Here is a 16532-nt window from a genome sequence, read left to right as displayed (position 1 = left end):
GGGGTACGGTCGGAGAGTGGCGGACGAGGGGCGACGGCGGCGACGGCACCGGCACCACGGCGGGCAGGACAGCGGTGGGGATGTGGACGCGTCCGCGACAACCGCGGGGGTACACGACGGTGGTGAACCGGCTCGGGGACGGCGCAACGGCACCGCCGAAGAGGGCGAGCGAGGGCTGCGCGGGCTGGTCGGCTCCGGCTCGTCACAGGTGAGCGTGACCGCGGCGATGCGGGCCCGGGACGCCGCCCGCCCCACCGACGAGGATCTCGCCGCGGCGGCCGCGCGGATCGTCATCGTGCGGCGCAACTGGACCCCCCGCGACGAGCTGCCCCGGCGCTGACCCGAGGACACGCGCACCGCGCAGAGCGCGCACCGCGTGCAGAGCGCGCACCGCGTGCAGAGCGCGCACCGCGTGCAGAGCGCGCACGCCGTGAGCCCAAGGCCCACGCGGGCACCGCGCCGCAGGGAGATCGTGCTCGATCCTGGATCGAGTGGCCTCAGGCTCAAGGCGAAGCCACTCGATCCAGGATCGAACGTGATCCTGCCGGATCGTCCCCGGGCTGGGCATCAGCCAGGCCGGAGAAGGGTCATGCGGATCGTTTCTCGGCCGGGTGTGAGGCGGGCCGGGAGAAGGGTCAGGGTAGTTCGGGCAGCTGCTGGGTCTGCTCGTACTCGGCCACCTGGGCGATGCGGCGCGCGTGCCGCTCGCTGCCGGAGAAGGCGGTGGTCAGGAACGCCTCGACGATGGCGGTGGCCTCGTCGAGGGTGTGCTGGCGGGCCCCGACGGCGACCAGGTTGGCGTCGTTGTGCTGCCGGCCCAGTTGGGCGGTCTCCACGCTCCAGGCCAGCGCCGCCCGCACCCCGGCCACCTTGTTCGCGGCGATCTGCTCACCGTTGCCCGAGCCACCGATGACCACACCCAGGCTGCCCGGGTCCGCCACCACTCGGGTGCCGGCGTGCAGGCAGAAGGCCGGGTAGTCGTCGTCGGCGTCGTAGACGTGCGGGCCGACGTCGACCACCTCGTACCCCTCCTTGGCGAGGTGGTTGGCCAGGTGCACCTTCAGCTCGAAACCGGCGTGATCGGATCCCAGGTAGACGCGCATACCGCGCAGTCTGTCAGGCCCGTCCCGCAGCTCACCGTGGGGGCGGTGCGGGCGGGACGGGCGCCACGTCAGCTGCGGTCCGGCAGCTCGGCGACCACCAGGCCACCGCGCGCCTTCGGGGTGAACCAGGTGCTCTTGCGCGGCATCTTCTCCCGGGCGAGGTTCACCGCGACGAAGTCGTCGACGGTCACCGGCGCGACGAGGACGGCCAACTCGGCCCGCCCCGCCTCGACCTCACCGGTCAGCCAGCTCGCCGGGTAGTCGCCGCCGACGTAGGTGATCCGCTTGTCACCCGGGTCCAGCCCGAGGGCGTCGCGCAGCAGCAGCCGCTCGACCAGGGCGTGGTCCAGGTTTTCCAGCCGGCTCGCGCCGGTGTGCGGCAGCGTCACCGCGTACGCCTGGCCGGGGAGTTGGAGCACGACGGTGCCGCTGGCCGCCGGGACCTCGACCGGGCCGTCCACGCCGGTGATCTGCGCGCCGGCGGCGCGGAGCCGGTCGATCAGCTCCTCCGGCGTGGTGGTGAGCTCGCTGACCAGGCGGTTGTACGGCTGGATGGCCACCGAGGCGGGCGTCGTGACGACCGCCAGGAAGCGGGGCAGGGCCCCGGTCTGGGCGGCCAGGCTGCGGTGGTTGCCGTCGGCGACGACCAGCTCACCTCCGCCGGCCAGCGCGGTCAGCTGCTCCTGTTGCGGGCCCGGCTGGACCAGCCAGATGGCGTGGGTACGCCCGGCCTGGTCGGTGTCGGTGGCGGCGGGCGCGCCGGCCGCGTCGGCGGCCGCCGCGAGCGCGGCGTGCAGCTCGTCGCCCCGCCCGGTCTGCAGCAGCAGTACGGGCGAGAGCAGGTGACCCAGCGCCTCGGCCAGGGCGACCCGCTCGCGCACCTTGGCGATGAAGACGTCCTCGTTGCGGATGACCAGGCCCGGCTCGTCGGCGCGGGTGGAGATCTGGCCGGTGTCGACCATGGCGAACAGACCGTACGCCGGCTGCTCGCCGGGCGCGCTGATCCGGTACAGCACCACCACCTGCTCGGCCGGGGTGTAGCTGCCGTCGGCCTTCGCCTCGGCGAGCCGGCTGACCGCGTCCGGCAGGGCGTCGCCGAAGGACTTGCCGAGGCTCTCCGGCGCCCGATGCGGCATCTCGATGCCGAGGGCGCTGTGCGGATTCGCCTCGATGATCGCGGTGATCTCCGCGTCGTCGGCGAACTCGTCGTAGTTCTGCGCGCCGGTGCCGCCAGTGGTGATCCAGGCCCGGGTGATCGGGTGCACGACCGTCATGAGCGATCACGCTACCGGCGCCCGACCTGGCACCGCCGCCGGACCCACACCTCGTCCACCAGATGAATGGAGGGGCCCTCGTCAGCGGTGGAGGACCCCGGTCAACAATCGGGGTCGGCGGCGGCTCGCCGGTGCCGACCGGCGGGCGCGGGCACCACCGCGGGACGAGGGGCGGGCAGCACCCGCGGTCCCTGGTTACGAATCTCCTGGCCGGGCGGGGTCAACCGCGAGGTGGCGGGTACCCGGGCGACACCTACCACGCTCGGCCGAGCCAGCACGCCGGCAGTGTTTTCCGACCGGTCTCGGCGGGGCGCCGGCCAACGCCGGTCGCCGTCCGGCCGGTACGCCACCACACCGGTGCTCTCCTCCCGACTCTGGAGATCGTCACCGGACGCACGATGCTTGGCCATCTGGCTGCCTCCACGAGCTGTGGACTGCGGCCAGCGGGCACGGATGCGGCCCGCCGGGATCGCTGCGGACACCCGGTCAAACGAGCCCACGAAGCAGCCGGTGACGCCCGCAGGGCACCGGACCGCACGTCGCGCGCCAACTCGGTGCGGTGTTGAGAGGGGGCCCGTGCTCTATCGCAGGCGTTAACAAGGGGCCCATCCTTGCACCTCAGTCGAAGATGGGGTCGAGGTCGCGGCTGCGCTTGAGTTCGAAGAAGCCGGGCGTGCCGGCGACCAGCAGGACCCCGTCCCACAGCCGGCCCGCGGCCTCCCCCTTGGGCGCCGGGGTGACCACCGGCCCGAAGAAGGCGACCGGCCGGCCGTCCGGGCCGGGCGCGTGGACGACGGGGGTGCCGACGTCGGTGCCGACCGGACGCATGCCGGCCTCGTGGCTCTCCCGCAGCGCCGCGTCGAGACCGGTGTCCTCGGCGGCGGCGGCCAGCGCCGGGTCCAGCCCGGCGTCGGTCAGCGCGGCCCGGTACAACTCCGGCCCGAGCTTCTGCTTGCCGAGGTGGATCCGGGTACCGAGGGCGGTGTAGAGGGTACGGACGGCGTCCGACCCGTACCGCTGCTGCACGGCGATGCAGACGCGTACCGGCCCCCAGCCGGTCCGCATCAGTTCCTGGTACTGCTCGGACAGTTTCCGGCCCTGGTTGAGCACCGACAGGCTCATGACGCGGAACCGGACGTCGACCTCGCGGACCCGCTCCACCTCCAGCAGCCAACGGGAGGTGAGCCACGCCCACGGGCAGATCGGATCGAACCACATGTCGACATCGACACGCTCGTTCACGGTGAGGTCCCTTCGCAACGGTGACGCCGATACAACCGGCGTACCTCCGATCTTTACTCCGCCGGGGCCCGGCCGGGCGACGATCGACCGCGTGACCTCGCCCACCGCCGGGTCCCCTCACATGCAAGACTCAGGCCGGACCGGCCGTCACGGACGGTCAACGGACGACGCGGCCGCGGCGTACGGCGAGAGTGGGATGGAGACGAACAGTGCCGGGAGTGCGCAACCTGACACAGGTCGAGGCGACCGAGCGGGCCCGCCTGCTCGACGTGACCGGGTACGACATCAGTCTGGACCTGTCCAGCGCCGTCCAGGCGGCCGATGGCCGAACCTACCGATCGACCACCGAGGTGCGCTTCAAATGCGCCGAGCCGGGCGCGAGCACGTTCATCGAGGTGGCGGCGGACTCGGTGCGCTCGGCGACGCTCAACGGCGACCCGGTCGACCTGACCGGCTGGTCGGCGGAGAAGGGGCTGACGCTGACCGGGCTGGCCGGCGAGAACATGCTGGTCGTGGACGCGGACTTCGCGTACTCGAACTCGGGGCAGGGCCTGCACCGCACGGTCGACCCGGTGGACGGTGAGACGTACCTCTACAGCCAGTTCGAGACGGCGGACGCGCAGCGGACCTTCGCGTGCTTCGACCAGCCGGACCTGAAGAGCGTCTACACCTGGCACGCCACCGTTCCGGAGCACTGGAAGGTGATCTCCAACATGCCGGTGGAGCGCGAGGAGGGGGCGGGCGACGGCCTGAAGACCCTGCACTTCGCCGAATCGCCGCGGATGAGCACCTACATCACCGCGCTGTGCGCCGGGCCGTACCACGAGGTGCGGTACAGCCACGACGGCATCGACCTGGGCTACTTCTGCCGGGCCAGCATGGCGCAATACCTCGACTCCGACGATCTGAACCTGGTCACCACGCAGGGCTTCGACTTCTTCCACGAGCAGTTCGGGGTGCGTTACCCGCTGCCCAAGTACGACCAGGTCTGGGTGCCCGACTTCAACGCCGGCGCGATGGAGAACTTCGGCTGCGTGACGCACGCCGAGTCGCACTACCTGTTCCGCTCGCAGGTCACCGACTTCGAGTACGAGCAGCGGGCCAACACGATCCTGCACGAGCTGGCGCACATGTGGTTCGGTGACCTGGTCACCATGCGCTGGTGGAACGACCTGTGGCTGAACGAGTCGTTCGCCGAGTGGGCCAGCCACTGGTGCAACACGCACGCCACCCGGTTCACCGAGGCGTGGACGACGTTCCTGTCCATCCGGAAGAACTGGGGCTACCGGCAGGACCAGCTCTCCTCCACCCACCCGGTCTACTGCGAGATGCCCGACCTGGAGGCGGTCGAGGTCAACTTCGACGGCATCACGTACGCCAAGGGCGCCAGCGTGCTCAAGCAGCTGGTCGCGTACGTGGGCGAGGAGCCGTTCCTGGCCGGGCTGCGGGCGTACTTCGCCCGGCACGCCTGGGGCAACGCCACCTTCGACGACCTGCTGTCCGAGTTGGAGACCGCCTCCGGCCGCAAGCTGCGTACGTTCGCCGCACAGTGGCTGGAGACCGCACAGGTCAACACCCTGCGGCCGGAGCTGACCATCGGCCCGGACGGCGCGTACCAGCGGGTGCTGGTCCGCCAGGAGGCGCCGGAAGGGCACCCGACGCTGCGTACCCACCGGATCGGCGTGGGCCTCTACGACCTCACCGACGGCCGGCTGGTGCGCCGCGAACGGTACGAGGTCGACGTCGACGGTGAGCTGACCGAGCTGACCGACCTCGCCGGCGTGCCCGCGGCCGACGTGCTGCTGCTCAACGACGACGACTTCACCTACACCAAGCTGCGGCTGGACGACCGGTCGATGGCGACGGTGGTGCAGCACATCGCCGGCTTCGACTCGTCGCTGGCGCGGGCGCTGTGCTGGACCGCCGCGTGGGACATGACCCGCGACGCGGAACTGGCCACCCGCGACTACGTGGCGCTGGTGCTGGCCGGGTTGCCCGCCGAGACGGACATCAACCTGGTCACCGCGACCCTGCGCCAGGCCAGCAGCGCGCTCACCTTCTACGCCGACCCGGCCTGGGCGCCGACCGGCTGGGCAGAGCTGGCCCGCACCGCGAAGGCCGCCCTCGCCGCCGCCGACCCGGGCAGCGGCTTCCAGCTGGCCTGGGCCCGGGCGTACGTCTCCGCGGCCCGCTCCGATGAGGACCTGGCGGTCCTGCGCGGCTGGCTGGACGGCACGGAGGTGACGACCGGGCTGACCATCGACACCGAGCTGCGCTGGAGCGTGCTGCAGGCGCTGGTGGCCAACGGGGTGGCCGGTGCGGCGGAGATCGAGGCCGAGCTGACCGGCGACAAGACGGCCAGCGGCGAGCGGGAGGCCGCGTACGCGCACGCGCTGGTGCCGACCGAGGAGAACAAGGCGACGGTCTGGGCCCAGCTGACCGGCACCGAGGCGCTGCCGAACTGGCGGCACCGGGCGCTGCTGCAGGGCTTCAGCCACCCGGCCCAGGTCGACCTGGTCGCGCCGTACCGGGAGCGGTACTTCACCGCGGTGGGGCAGGTCTGGGCCAGCCGGGACAGCGAGCCGGCGCAGGAGTTCGCGATGCTGGCGTACCCGGCCTACCTGGTCGAGGACGACACGGTCGCGGCCACCGACGCCTGGTTGGCGCAGGAGGGTCACCCGGCGCCGCTGCGCCGGCTGGTGGCCGAGGGCCGCGACGGCGTGGTCCGCGCCCTCGCCGCCCGGATCAGGGACGCCCGCAGCGCCTGATCGACGAGAACCTTGGGGCCGGCGTGGGTGAGCCTGCGCCGGCCCCGGCCGTTCTGGCTGGGCACCGGCCGGTGGTGTCGCTCGTCCCGTCTGCCCGGCTCCTGACCCAGGACGCGGCAGAGCCCGGCCCACACGGTGGTGGGCCGGGCTCTGCCGGACGGGAAGTGGTCAGCCCTTGCCGGCGTACCGGGAGAGCTGGTCGAGGCCCTGGATGACGCCGCCGGCCAGGTCGCCACCGCCGAAGGCCGCCACCATCGACAGCGCGGCGATCTTGGCGTACGTGTCCGGGACGCGCTTGCGGGCGTACCTGCCGGTGACGATCTCGAGCTGCCGCTGGTTCGGCGAGATCGCGATCAACACCGAGCGGTCGGGCTCGGCGAGCTGCCGGTGCAGCCGCTCGGCGTGCTCCCGGACCGGCTCGTCGAGGCCGCCCACGAAGACCGAGAAGTCCAGGCCGGTCGTCTGATCCGCCAGGCGAAGCGCCTCGTCGATGCGCAGCAGCTGGCGGGTCGAGAACGGCCCGTCGAGCACGTCGGGCGGAGTGCCCGTCCCGGTCTCGGGCTGCTTCTCACCAACGGTCACTTGCGCCTCCGGTTCCACCGGCCGGCGCCTCGATGCCGGCCTGCTCCTGCTTACGGCTGGTCAGCGCCGGCGCCTGTGCCCCCGCTGCCAGCGCGGTGCCGGCCGAGTCGGCCAACTCCTCCGGCCGGCCCAGGAACCACACTGGCGTGAAGCTGAACGGCCGGCCCGGCCGGTAACGCTTGGCACCGCCGCCACCGCCACGGCTACCCGCGTAGACGAGCCCGGCGATCACCAGCACAACGGCTGCCGGGATACCGACGAAGACCAGCAACGTGTCGGTTACAGACAATCCCAACGCCCCCAGGCGGAAAGAGAGACCTTCGACCGGATCGGGTGGCTGGTCACCGCGGCGACCTCCCGACTCCGCTGCCACTCACGTTAGCGGAGCCCACGCTGCGCCAGACTGCGGGGTGGCGATCCCATCCGCCACTGGAGCGCTCCAGCTGCGCAGCTGTCGCGATCAGTCTCGCGTCGTCGCCGTACCGGCCGGTGAGCAACACCCCGACCGGCAACCCCTCGGCGGTCACCCCGACCGGCAGCGACACGGACGGTTCGCCCGTGACGTTGAAGACCGCGCAGTACGGGGAGAACCGGCGTTGCCGGTCGAAGTCCTCCTCCGGGGTGCGCCCCTGGGTGAACCAGCCGACCGGGGCCTGCGGGGCCGCCAGGGTCGGGCAGAGCAGCAGGTCGCAACCGGCCGTGCGGCGAACGCCGAGGCGTACCTGGGCCTGGATCTCACCCAGGGTGGCGGTAAGGGTGCCGGCGGAGATCCCGGCGGCCCGGGACCGCAGGAGCCGGGTCAGCGGCAGCAGCTCGGCCTCCCGCTCGGGCGGCACCGGCGCGAGCGCGAGGACGTACCAGACGATCTCGAACAGCGGCCAGACCTGCGGGCCGAGCGGCGGTGGCACCTCGACCACCTCGTGGCCCGCGGCGGTGAGCAGGGCGGCGGCCCGGTCCACCGCGGCGACGCAGTCCGGGTGGACCGGTTCGTCGGCGAGCATCGCGGCGGTGAACCGGCCGATCCGCAACCGCCCGGGCGCGGCGGCGCGCGCCGCGGCCAGGTAACCACCGGCGGGCGGCGGAGGCGGCAGGTACGGCTCGCCGGGCACCGGCTCGGCCAGCACGTCGAGCAGCGCGGCCACGTCGGCGACGGTCCGCCCGATCGGGCCGCTGATCGGCAGACCGAAGCCACCGAAGCCGAGTGGACCGCCGGAGACCAGGCCACGGCTGGGTTTGTAGCCGATCAGGCCGCACAGCGACGCCGGGATGCGCAGCGAGCCGCCACCGTCGGAGCCCTGGGCCACCGGCACCAGGCCCGCGGCCACCGCCGCCGCCGCACCACCGCTGGAACCACCGGCGGTGTACGCCAGGTCCCACGGGTTGCGGGCCGGCGGGGCCACCAGCCCCTCGGAGTAGAGCGAGCAGCCCAGCTCGGAGGTGGTGGTCTTGCCGAGGCTGACCAGGCCGGCGGCTCGGATGAACCGCACCACGTCGGCGTCGACCGGCGGCACGAAGTCGGCGAACGCGGCGGAGCCGAAAGTGGTGCGGACGCCGGCCGTCAACGTCAGATCCTTGATCGCGGTCGGTACGCCGTGCAGCGGCCCGCGCCGGTCCACCGGTGCCGCGTCCGCGGCCCGGGCGGCCTCGCGGGCCAGGTCCGGGGTCACCGTGACGAAGGCGCCGACCGTGTCACCGAGCGCGTCGACCCGGTGCAGGTGATGCTCGACCAGGTCCAGGCTGGACAGCTCGCCGCGGGCGATCGCGGCGGCCTGTTCCAGCGCGGTCAGGTCGTGCGGCTCGGCCATGTCGCCATCCTGCCCGCTCGCGCCAGCCGTTGCCGCCGCGACACGAGCGGCGGAGCGTCAGGAAAGCGTGCCGGGCGGTGACACCCACTCCGACCGGGGGCCGCCCACGTCGGTCAGCAGGTCGAAGTCCCGGTCGTAGTGGAGAACGGTCGCCGAGTACTCCGCGGCAGTCGCGGCCACCATGACGTCCACCGGGCTCGCGGCCCGGTGGTAACCCCGCACCGTCAGCGCCATCTGTAGATCCTGCGCTCTGGTGGCCACGGCCGGGGTGATCGGAAGATCGATCATCAGCTCCGCCCGACGGGCACGCACCGTCATCGCGTCGCGGAAGTCCCGGGCGCTCCGCCCGTCCTCCAGATCCAACGGAAGACAGGTCGCGGCAAGCCTCTCCTCGAGCACCGCCATGATTCGCTTTCCGACGATCGGCTGGCGGAGGCGGCCCCAGGCGGAGGTGTCGATGAGGTACAGGCCGACTGGAGGAGTCACGCAGCGTCCTGTCCGCCGCGCGGTGTCTTGTCGTCCTCGAGGAGGCCGGTCCAGTCCCGGTCGATCGAGAGCAGCTCCCGAATCGCCTCCATGCGCTCGCCGCGCTCCGCGGCCATCCGGAGCGCGGCGTGGATGGTGTCCTTCTTGCTCTTGGTGCCCAATTCGCGGCGAGCCCGTTCGAGCAGCTCGTCGTCAAGATCGATAACAGTCTTCACTACCCGAGTATATACGGCCCGACCGACTTTATATACCGACCTTGCCGAGGAAGCGCAGGGCGTTGTGGGAGAGCAGTTGGTCGCGCTGGGCGTCGGTGAGGAAATCGGCCTCGTGGACCACCCGGCCGACCGGGCGTTCGCCCAGTGGGTACGGGTAGTCGCTGCCCACCAGCACCCGGTCGGCGCCCATCGTGTCGACCAGCAGCCGCAACGCGGGAGTCGCGAAGACCACCGAGTCGACGTAGAACCGGTCGACGTAGGAGCTGGGCGGGGCGGCGGAGGCACCGCGTACCAGGTCGCCCCGGCGGTGCCAGGCGTTGTCGGCACGGCCCAGCCAGAACGGGAAACTGCCGCCGCCGTGGGCGAAGCAGATCCGCAACGTCGGTGGCACCCGGTCGAAGACGCCACCGAGGATCATCGCCAGCACCGACAGGTGCGTCTCGGCGGGCATACCGGTGAGCCACCGGGCCATCCACCGGTCGAGTCGGGGGCCGCCAGCCATGTCCCACGGGTGCACGAAGACCGGCGCGCCGACCTCGGCGCAGTGGGTCAGGAAGGTCACGATCCCGGCGTCGTCCAGGTCCCGGTCGCCGACGTGGTTGCCGATCTCCACGCCGACGTGCCCGGCGGCCAGGCAGCGGTCCAGTTCGGCGCAGGCCGCGTCCGGGTCCTGCAACGGCACCTGGCAGAACGGCAGCAGCCGGTCACCGCCGGCCGCGGTGACCTCCAGCGTCAGGTCGTTGAAGATCCGGGCCAGCTTCACCGCCTGGTCGGCCGGTCGGTCGTAGCCGAAGAAGACCGGGGTGGGCGAGACCACCTGCACGTCCACCCCGTCGGCGGCCATGTCGGCCAGCCGGGTCGGCGCGTCCCAACACTCGGCGCCGACCGGCCGGAACTCGGTCTCGCCGATCATGATCATGGCGGCCCGTTCCGAGTCGACCCGCAGCCAGGGCCAGCCGGACCCGCCGCACGCCGCGGCGAGATCCGGCCATGCCTTCGGTACGACGTGCGTGTGCACGTCCACCACCGGGAATCCCGACCGGGCCGGCGGACCGGCGACCGGCTGCGCCATCAGCCCTTGCCCGGGTGCAGCGTGCCGCAGTTGTCGCAGGTACGGGCCTTCTCGTCGGCGTAGAACGCGCCGAAGACCGGGGGCAGGTCGGCGGCGATGTCGCGCACCTGCAACTCGACCTCGTGCACCTTGTGCCCGCACTCAGGGCAGTACCACTGGAACTTCTCCAGCGTCCCCTCCGCGCGGACCCGCTCGACCACCACGCCGATCGAGCCGGGCTCCGGCCGCTGCGGCGAGTGCGGCGTGTTGCGCGGCAGCATCCACATCTGACCCTCGCGTACGTGCACCGTACGCGGCCCCTCCGGGGTCATCAGGTTCACGTGCATGTTGCCCTTGACCTGGTAGAAGAACTCCTCGTACGGGTCGACGTGGAAGTCGGTGCGCTGGTTCGGCCCGCCCACCACCATCACGATGAAGTCGTCGGAGCCGGGAAACATCTCCTTGTTGCCCACCGGCGGCTTGAGCAGGTGCTGGTTCTCGGCGATCCAGCCGGGAAAGCTGAACGGTTCGGCGATCTCACTCACGACTACCTCCTCGGGGAAGCAGGGCCACGGCTTGCATCTCGATCAGCAGGTGCGGATGCGGCAACTGGTGCACGGCCACCGTCGTCCGGGTCGGCCCGGTGGCGTCGAAGAACTCCGCCCACACCTCGTTGTACCCACCGAAGTCATTCATGTTGACCAGGTACGAGGTCACCTGCACCAGGTCGGCCAGCTCGGCACCGACCGAGCGCAGCAGATCACCGATGTTCTCGATGACGGCCCGCGTCTGCACCCGGATGTCCAGGTCGGTCGTACCGAACTCGTCCACCGACACACCCGCGAACGTGTTGTCCGGCCGCCGCGACGACGTACCGGACACGAACACGAATCCGCCGGCCACCTTCACGTGCGGAAACGCTCCCCGTGGCACGGCTTTCCCGGCCACCACCCGAGCCCCATCAGCATTCACGACGAGGCCTTCAGCGAAGCGGTGCCGAGCTTCTCCACGACCGCCCGCACGTGCGCACCCGGACGCAGCGGCACCGCCGCCGTCGCCGCGCCGGCCAGGAACACCCAGCCCTCGCGCAGCCGCACGCCGTGCCGCCCAGCCAGCCGGATGCCCTCGTCCAACGCCCGGCGCGGATCGCCGAGGATCGCCGCCGTCGAGCCGACCTGCGCCAGTCGCCCGTCGACCTCCAGCAGCACGCCGAGGTTCTCCAGCCCGTCCGGCACCGGCGACCACGGCCCCACCACGAACGCGGCGGCCGAGGTGTTGTCGGCGACGACGTCCGGCAGCGAGAAACTGAAGTTGGCGTACCGGGAGTCGATCAGCTCGATCGCCGGGGCGACGGCGCGCACCGCGTCGGTGAAGTCGCCGACCGCTTCGCCGGGCTCGGGCAGCCGATCGAGCAGGAACGCCACCTCCGGCTCGACCCGGGGGTGGATGAAGTCGGTCACGTCGACGGTGCCGCCGTCGGGCACCCGCATCGCGTCGGTGAGCCGACCCCAGATCACCTCGTCCACCCCGACCTGGGCCATCTTCGCCTTGCTGGTCAGCCCCATCTTCAGGCCGACCAGCCGCTCACCCCGGTCGAGGCGGCGCTGCAGCAGCGCGGTCTGCACCGCGTACGCGGCGTCGACGTCGAGGCCGGTCTCGGCGGCGAGCTGCGGGATCGCGGTGGCCGTGTCGGCCGCCGTGCCCAGCGTCGCCGCGATACCCGCGATGTCCGGCCCGATCATGAATCTCCCCTGCCCGCGAGGTCCAGCGCCACGTCCACGATCATGTCCTCCTGCCCGCCGACCATCCGCCGCCGGCCCAGCTCGACCAGGATCGAGCGGACGTCCACCCCGTACTTCACCGAGGCGCGTTCGGCGTGCCGCAGGAAGCTGGAGTAGACGCCCGCGTACCCCAGCGAGAGGGTCTCGCGGTCGACCTGGACCGGCCGGTCCTGCAACGGGCGGACGACGTCGTCGGCGGCGTCCATCAGTGCGAAGACGTCGCAGCCGTGCTTCCAGCCGTGCAGTTCGGCGACCGCGACGAAGACCTCCAGCGGTGCGTTGCCGGCCCCGGCGCCCATCCCGGCCAGGGAGGCGTCCACCCGGACGGTACGGCCGGCCGCCGACCCGACCGGGCCGTCGCCGGCGACCCGGCCGTGCTCGACGGCGACCACGCTGTTGGCCACGCCGAGCGAGAGGTTGTGGTGCGCGTGGATGCCGATCTGCGTGCTCGGCTCCAGCACCTGCCGGTACGCGTCGACCCGCTGCGCCACGTCGGACATCAGCAGTCGGCCGCCGGAGTCCGTCACGTAGACGCAGTGCGCTCCGTACGACTCCATCAGCTTGGCCTGCCCGGCCAGCCCGGCCGGGTCGTTCATGTGCGACATCATCAGGAAGCCGGCCACGTCCATGCCGTTCTCCCGGGCCCAGGAGATGTGCTGGGCCGAGATGTCCGCCTCGGTGCAGTGCGTGGCGATGCGGACGCTGGTCACCCCGAGCGCCTTGGCCGCCTTCAGGTCGGCGATGGTGCCGATGCCCGGCAGCAGCAGGGTGGTCAACCTCGCGTTCGTCATCACCTCGGCCGCCGCCGAGATCCACTCGGCGTCGCTCGCCGCGCCGTGGCCGTAGTTGACACTCGACCCGGCCAGGCCGTCGCCGTGCGCCACCTCGATCGCGGCCACCCCCGCGGCGTCCAGCGCGGCGGCGATGGTGCGGACCTGGTCCACCGTGTACCGATGGCCGATGGCGTGCATGCCGTCGCGCAACGTCACGTCCTGGATGTACAGGTCACTCATGCGGGCACCCCCTTTGCGCGCAGGGCCACCAGCCGCTCCGCCGTGCGCAGCGCGGCCGAGGTCATGATGTCCAGGTTCCCGGCGTACGCGGGCAGGTAGTGCCCGGCGCCGGAGACCTCCAGGAAGACCGAGACCTGGAGGCCGGTGAGGTGCCGCCCGAGCGACGGCACGAAGGTGTCCACCCGGTCGAACTGCACGTCCTGCTTGAGCCGGTAGCCCGGGACGTACTCCTGGACGTCGGCCACCATCGCGGCGACCGAGTCGGCGATGGCGGACCGGTCGGCGTCGGGGTCCGGGCAGAGGCAGTAGACCGTGTCACGCATCAGCAACGGCGGCTCGGCCGGGTTGAGCACGATGATCGCCTTGCCCCGGTCGGCTCCGCCGACCACCTCGATCGCCCGGGCCGTGGTCTCGGTGAACTCGTCGATGTTGGCCCGGGTGCCCGGGCCGGCGGAGCGCGACGAGATCGAGGCCACGATCTCGCCGTACGCCACCGGGGTCACCCGACGCACCGCCGCGACGATCGGCACGGTCGCCTGCCCACCGCAGGTGACCATGTTGACGTTCGTCTCGGCCAGGTGCTCGTCCAGGTTGACCGGTGGCACCACGTACGGGCCGATCGCGGCCGGGGTCAGGTCGACCACGGTCCGTCCATGCCCGCGCAGCACCGCGTCGTTGTGCCGGTGGGCGCCGGCCGAGGTGGCGTCGAAGACCAGTTCGACATCGGCGAACTCGGGCAACGCGACCAGGCCGTCCACGCCCTGCGCGGTGGTGGCCACACCGAGCCGGCGGGCCCGGGCAAGACCGTCGGAGGCCGGGTCGATGCCGGCCATGGCCACCATCCGCAGGTCCGCACTCAGCCGCCGGACCTTGATCATCAGATCGGTGCCGATGTTGCCCGACCCGATCACCGCCACGCCAGTAGCCACTGGTCACCGTCCCTTCGAGAAGCAGGTCCGGACCGAGCCGAGGCCGGAGATGCGGGCCTCGTACGCCGCGCCCGGCGTGACCGCCACCATCGGCCCGAGCGCACCGGAGAGCACCACGTCGCCGGCGCGCAGCGGGTCACCGGCGCGGGCCATCGTGCCGGCCAGCCAACCCAGCGCGTGCAGCGGATTGCCGAGGCAGGCCGCGCCGGCACCGACCGACACCGGCTCCCCGGCCTGTTCCAGCACCATCCCGCACAGCCGCAGGTCCACGTCGGCGGGCCGGCGCGGCGTGGTGCCCAGCACGAACAGGCCGCTGGAGGCGTTGTCCGCCACCGTGTCCACGATGGAGATGTCCCAGCCGGCGACGCGCGAGTCGACGATCTCGATGGCCGGCAGCAGATGGTCGACGGCGCGCAGCAGGTCGGCGCTGGTGACCCGGCCGTCGGGCAGATCGGCGCCGAGCACGAAGGCGATCTCCGCCTCCACCCGGGGCTGGAGCAGCCGGTCGTTGGCGACCTCGGCACCGTCGGGCACCACCATCGCGTCGGTGAGCACGCCGAAGTCCGGCTCGTACACCCCGAAGCTCTCCTGCACCGCCCGGGAGGTCAGCCCGATCTTCGCGCCCACCCGGCGCTGCCCGGACGCCAGCCACTCGCGTACCTGGAGCTGCTGCGCCCGGTACGCGGCCTCGACGTCCCCCTCCGGGAGCAGCCGTCCCCGCAGCGGCGGGCAGGGTTTGCCGCTTCCTCGGGCCTCGGCCAGCTCCTGGGCCGCCGACTCGATATCAGTCATGTGAGATCCACGCAGACGTTGGTGAGTTCGGAGTAGAAGTCGAGCGAGTGCACGCCGCCCTCGCGGCCGATGCCGGAGGCTTTCACCCCGCCGAACGGGGTGCGCAGGTCACGCAGGAACCAGGTGTTGACCCAGACGATGCCGGCGTCCAGTCGCGCGCCGGCCCGGTGCGCCCGGCCCACGTCCCGGGTCCAGACCGTCGCCGCCAGGCCGTAGTCGGTGCCGTTGGCCAACGCGTACGCCTCGTCCTCGGTGTCGAACGGGGCCACGTGCACCACCGGGCCGAAAATCTCCTCGCGGTTGGTACGGGCGTCCGGGCCGAGCCCGGTCAGCACGGTCGGCTGCACATACGCGCCGCCGTCGCGGGCGTCGCCGAACCGCGGCACCCCGCCACCGGCCAGCACCTGTGCGCCCTCGGCCCGGGCCAGGTCGTAGTGGCCGAGCACCTTGTCCCGGTGGGCGTGCGAAATCAGCGGCATGTTCACCGTCGCCTCGTCCGCCGGCCAGCCGTACGCCAACTCGTCGGCGCGCTTGGCCAGCCGGGCGGTGAACTCCTCGAACACCGGCCGCTGCACGTAGATCCGTTCGGTGCACAGGCACACCTGACCGCCGTTGGTGAAGCTGGAGCGCACCGAACCGGCGACCGCCGCGTCCAGGTCGGCGTCGGCGAAGACCAGGCCGGCGTTCTTGCCGCCCAGCTCGAAGCTGACCGCCTTCACCCCGTCGGCGGCGGCCCGCATGATGGCGCTGCCGGTTGCGGACTCGCCGGTGAAGGTGATCGCGTCGACGCCCGGATGCCGGGTGAGGAACTCACCGGCCGAACCGGGGCCGAAGCCGTGCACCAGGTTGAACACACCCTCGGGCACACCGGCCGCGGCCATCACCTCGGCGAGCAGCGTCGCCGAGGCGGGCGTCTCCTCGCTGGGTTTGACCACCACCGCGTTGCCGCAGGCCAGGGCCGGGGCGACCTTCCAGGTGAGCAGGAGCAGCGGAAGGTTCCACGGCACGATCACCGCGACCACACCGACCGGCTTGCGTACCGCGTAGTTGAGCGCCCGGCCACCGGTCGGGGTGACCGTGGTGAACGACTCCGTCGGCGTGGTGGCCACGATCTCGGCGAAGGCCCGGAAGTTGGCCGCGCCGCGCGGGATGTCCAGGGTCCGGGCCTGCGAGATGGCCTTACCGGTGTCGGCGACCTCGGCGGCGACCAGGTCGTCGAAGCGGCGTTCCAGCTCGTCGGCGACCCGCCGCAGCACCTCGGCGCGTTCCCGCTCCCCCATCCGGCCCCACGGCCCGCGCAGCGCCGCCCGGGCCGCGGTCACGGCATCGTCCACCACGGACGAGGAAGCCTCGACCACCTCGAAGACCGGCTCACCGGTCACCGGGCTGCGCTTGGTGAACCGGGTGCCGGCGTCGACGAACTCGCCGCCGACGAAGTTGCGCAGCAGGCCGGGCCCGTCCGGCGCCTGCCCGGCCATCAGCCGGGTATCC

19 protein-coding genes are annotated in these 16532 nt (G+C 72.1%); 2 read left to right on the top strand and 17 right to left on the bottom strand.

Annotated features, from left to right (window positions below; translation table 11 throughout):
* Positions 1 to 16: 16 nt before the first annotated feature.
* On the top strand, positions 17 to 340 hold the full coding sequence (locus C1I95_RS09235) for a hypothetical protein (RefSeq protein ID WP_111213373.1): 324 nt from the start codon (positions 17 to 19) through the stop codon (positions 338 to 340).
* Positions 341 to 635: 295 nt separating this feature from the next.
* Here C1I95_RS09235 and C1I95_RS09230 read toward each other — a convergent pair whose 3' ends face one another.
* From C1I95_RS09230 to C1I95_RS09220, 4 genes are all read right to left on the bottom strand, one after another.
* Positions 636 to 1103, bottom strand: coding sequence for a ribose-5-phosphate isomerase (locus C1I95_RS09230; protein ID WP_111213372.1), 468 nt, complete (start codon positions 1101 to 1103; stop codon positions 636 to 638).
* Between the two features lie 68 nt (positions 1104 to 1171).
* Positions 1172 to 2377 (bottom strand): DUF1015 family protein, encoded by a 1206-nt coding sequence (locus C1I95_RS09225; RefSeq protein WP_111213371.1) that lies wholly within the window; start codon positions 2375 to 2377, stop codon positions 1172 to 1174.
* Positions 2378 to 2478: 101 nt separating this feature from the next.
* Positions 2479 to 2787 (bottom strand): hypothetical protein, encoded by a 309-nt coding sequence (locus tag C1I95_RS34750; RefSeq protein WP_146605679.1) that lies wholly within the window; start codon positions 2785 to 2787, stop codon positions 2479 to 2481.
* A gap of 208 nt (positions 2788 to 2995) precedes the next feature.
* A complete protein-coding gene (locus C1I95_RS09220; protein ID WP_111213370.1) occupies positions 2996 to 3619 on the bottom strand; it encodes a mycothiol-dependent nitroreductase Rv2466c family protein in 624 nt (207 codons plus the stop codon).
* 218 nt (positions 3620 to 3837) lie between these two features.
* Here C1I95_RS09220 and pepN point away from each other — a divergent pair, with 218 nt between their 5' ends.
* Positions 3838 to 6387 carry an aminopeptidase N gene (gene pepN, locus C1I95_RS09215; protein WP_111213369.1) on the top strand — a complete coding sequence of 850 codons (2550 nt, stop codon included), beginning with the start codon at positions 3838 to 3840 and terminating at the stop codon, positions 6385 to 6387.
* A gap of 168 nt (positions 6388 to 6555) precedes the next feature.
* Here pepN and C1I95_RS09210 read toward each other — a convergent pair whose 3' ends face one another.
* The 13 genes from C1I95_RS09210 to C1I95_RS09150 are packed head-to-tail and all read right to left on the bottom strand — an operon-like array spanning position 6556 to position 16519.
* Positions 6556 to 6969 carry a DUF5130 family protein gene (locus C1I95_RS09210; protein WP_111213368.1) on the bottom strand — a complete coding sequence of 138 codons (414 nt, stop codon included), beginning with the start codon at positions 6967 to 6969 and terminating at the stop codon, positions 6556 to 6558.
* Positions 6956 to 7258 carry an aa3-type cytochrome oxidase subunit CtaJ gene (ctaJ, locus tag C1I95_RS09205; RefSeq protein WP_438941299.1) on the bottom strand — a complete coding sequence of 101 codons (303 nt, stop codon included), beginning with the start codon at positions 7256 to 7258 and terminating at the stop codon, positions 6956 to 6958. The genes C1I95_RS09210 and ctaJ overlap by 14 nt, the downstream gene beginning before the upstream one ends.
* A gap of 52 nt (positions 7259 to 7310) precedes the next feature.
* Positions 7311 to 8774: an amidase gene (locus tag C1I95_RS09200; RefSeq protein WP_111213366.1), complete on the bottom strand. Its 1464-nt coding sequence runs from the start codon at positions 8772 to 8774 to the stop codon at positions 7311 to 7313.
* 57 nt (positions 8775 to 8831) lie between these two features.
* The gene (locus C1I95_RS09195; protein WP_111213365.1) at positions 8832 to 9260 is read right to left on the bottom strand and encodes a PIN domain-containing protein; all 429 of its coding nucleotides are present in this window, start codon (positions 9258 to 9260) and stop codon (positions 8832 to 8834) included.
* Positions 9257 to 9475 carry a type II toxin-antitoxin system VapB family antitoxin gene (locus C1I95_RS09190; RefSeq protein ID WP_111213364.1) on the bottom strand — a complete coding sequence of 73 codons (219 nt, stop codon included), beginning with the start codon at positions 9473 to 9475 and terminating at the stop codon, positions 9257 to 9259. The genes C1I95_RS09195 and C1I95_RS09190 overlap by 4 nt, the downstream gene beginning before the upstream one ends.
* 28 nt (positions 9476 to 9503) lie before the next feature.
* The gene (locus C1I95_RS09185) at positions 9504 to 10547 is read right to left on the bottom strand and encodes an amidohydrolase family protein (protein WP_111213363.1); all 1044 of its coding nucleotides are present in this window, start codon (positions 10545 to 10547) and stop codon (positions 9504 to 9506) included.
* On the bottom strand, positions 10547 to 11071 hold the full coding sequence (locus tag C1I95_RS09180) for a 3-hydroxyanthranilate 3,4-dioxygenase (protein WP_111213362.1): 525 nt from the start codon (positions 11069 to 11071) through the stop codon (positions 10547 to 10549). The genes C1I95_RS09185 and C1I95_RS09180 overlap by 1 nt, the downstream gene beginning before the upstream one ends.
* Positions 11064 to 11498, bottom strand: coding sequence for a RidA family protein (locus C1I95_RS09175; RefSeq protein ID WP_111213361.1), 435 nt, complete (start codon positions 11496 to 11498; stop codon positions 11064 to 11066). The genes C1I95_RS09180 and C1I95_RS09175 overlap by 8 nt, the downstream gene beginning before the upstream one ends.
* Positions 11495 to 12268 carry a 2-keto-4-pentenoate hydratase gene (locus C1I95_RS09170; protein ID WP_111213360.1) on the bottom strand — a complete coding sequence of 258 codons (774 nt, stop codon included), beginning with the start codon at positions 12266 to 12268 and terminating at the stop codon, positions 11495 to 11497. Before C1I95_RS09170 ends, C1I95_RS09175 begins: the two co-directional genes overlap by 4 nt.
* A complete protein-coding gene (gene dmpG, locus C1I95_RS09165) occupies positions 12265 to 13320 on the bottom strand; it encodes a 4-hydroxy-2-oxovalerate aldolase (protein ID WP_111213359.1) in 1056 nt (351 codons plus the stop codon). The genes C1I95_RS09170 and dmpG overlap by 4 nt, the downstream gene beginning before the upstream one ends.
* Positions 13317 to 14249 (bottom strand): acetaldehyde dehydrogenase (acetylating), encoded by a 933-nt coding sequence (locus tag C1I95_RS09160; RefSeq protein WP_111213358.1) that lies wholly within the window; start codon positions 14247 to 14249, stop codon positions 13317 to 13319. The genes dmpG and C1I95_RS09160 overlap by 4 nt, the downstream gene beginning before the upstream one ends.
* A gap of 3 nt (positions 14250 to 14252) precedes the next feature.
* Complete coding sequence (locus C1I95_RS09155; RefSeq protein WP_111213357.1) at positions 14253 to 15041, bottom strand: 2-keto-4-pentenoate hydratase; 789 nt, start codon at positions 15039 to 15041, stop codon at positions 14253 to 14255.
* Complete coding sequence (locus C1I95_RS09150) at positions 15038 to 16519, bottom strand: 2-hydroxymuconic semialdehyde dehydrogenase (protein ID WP_111213378.1); 1482 nt, start codon at positions 16517 to 16519, stop codon at positions 15038 to 15040. The genes C1I95_RS09155 and C1I95_RS09150 overlap by 4 nt, the downstream gene beginning before the upstream one ends.
* Between the last annotated feature and the right edge of the window lie 13 nt (positions 16520 to 16532).

The sequence above is a fragment of the Micromonospora craterilacus genome, from assembly GCF_003236315.1.
GTDB lineage: Bacteria > Actinomycetota > Actinomycetes > Mycobacteriales > Micromonosporaceae > Micromonospora > Micromonospora craterilacus.
The sequence above is the reverse complement of the archived record's forward strand: the minus strand, read 5'-3'. Positions and strand labels throughout refer to the sequence as shown.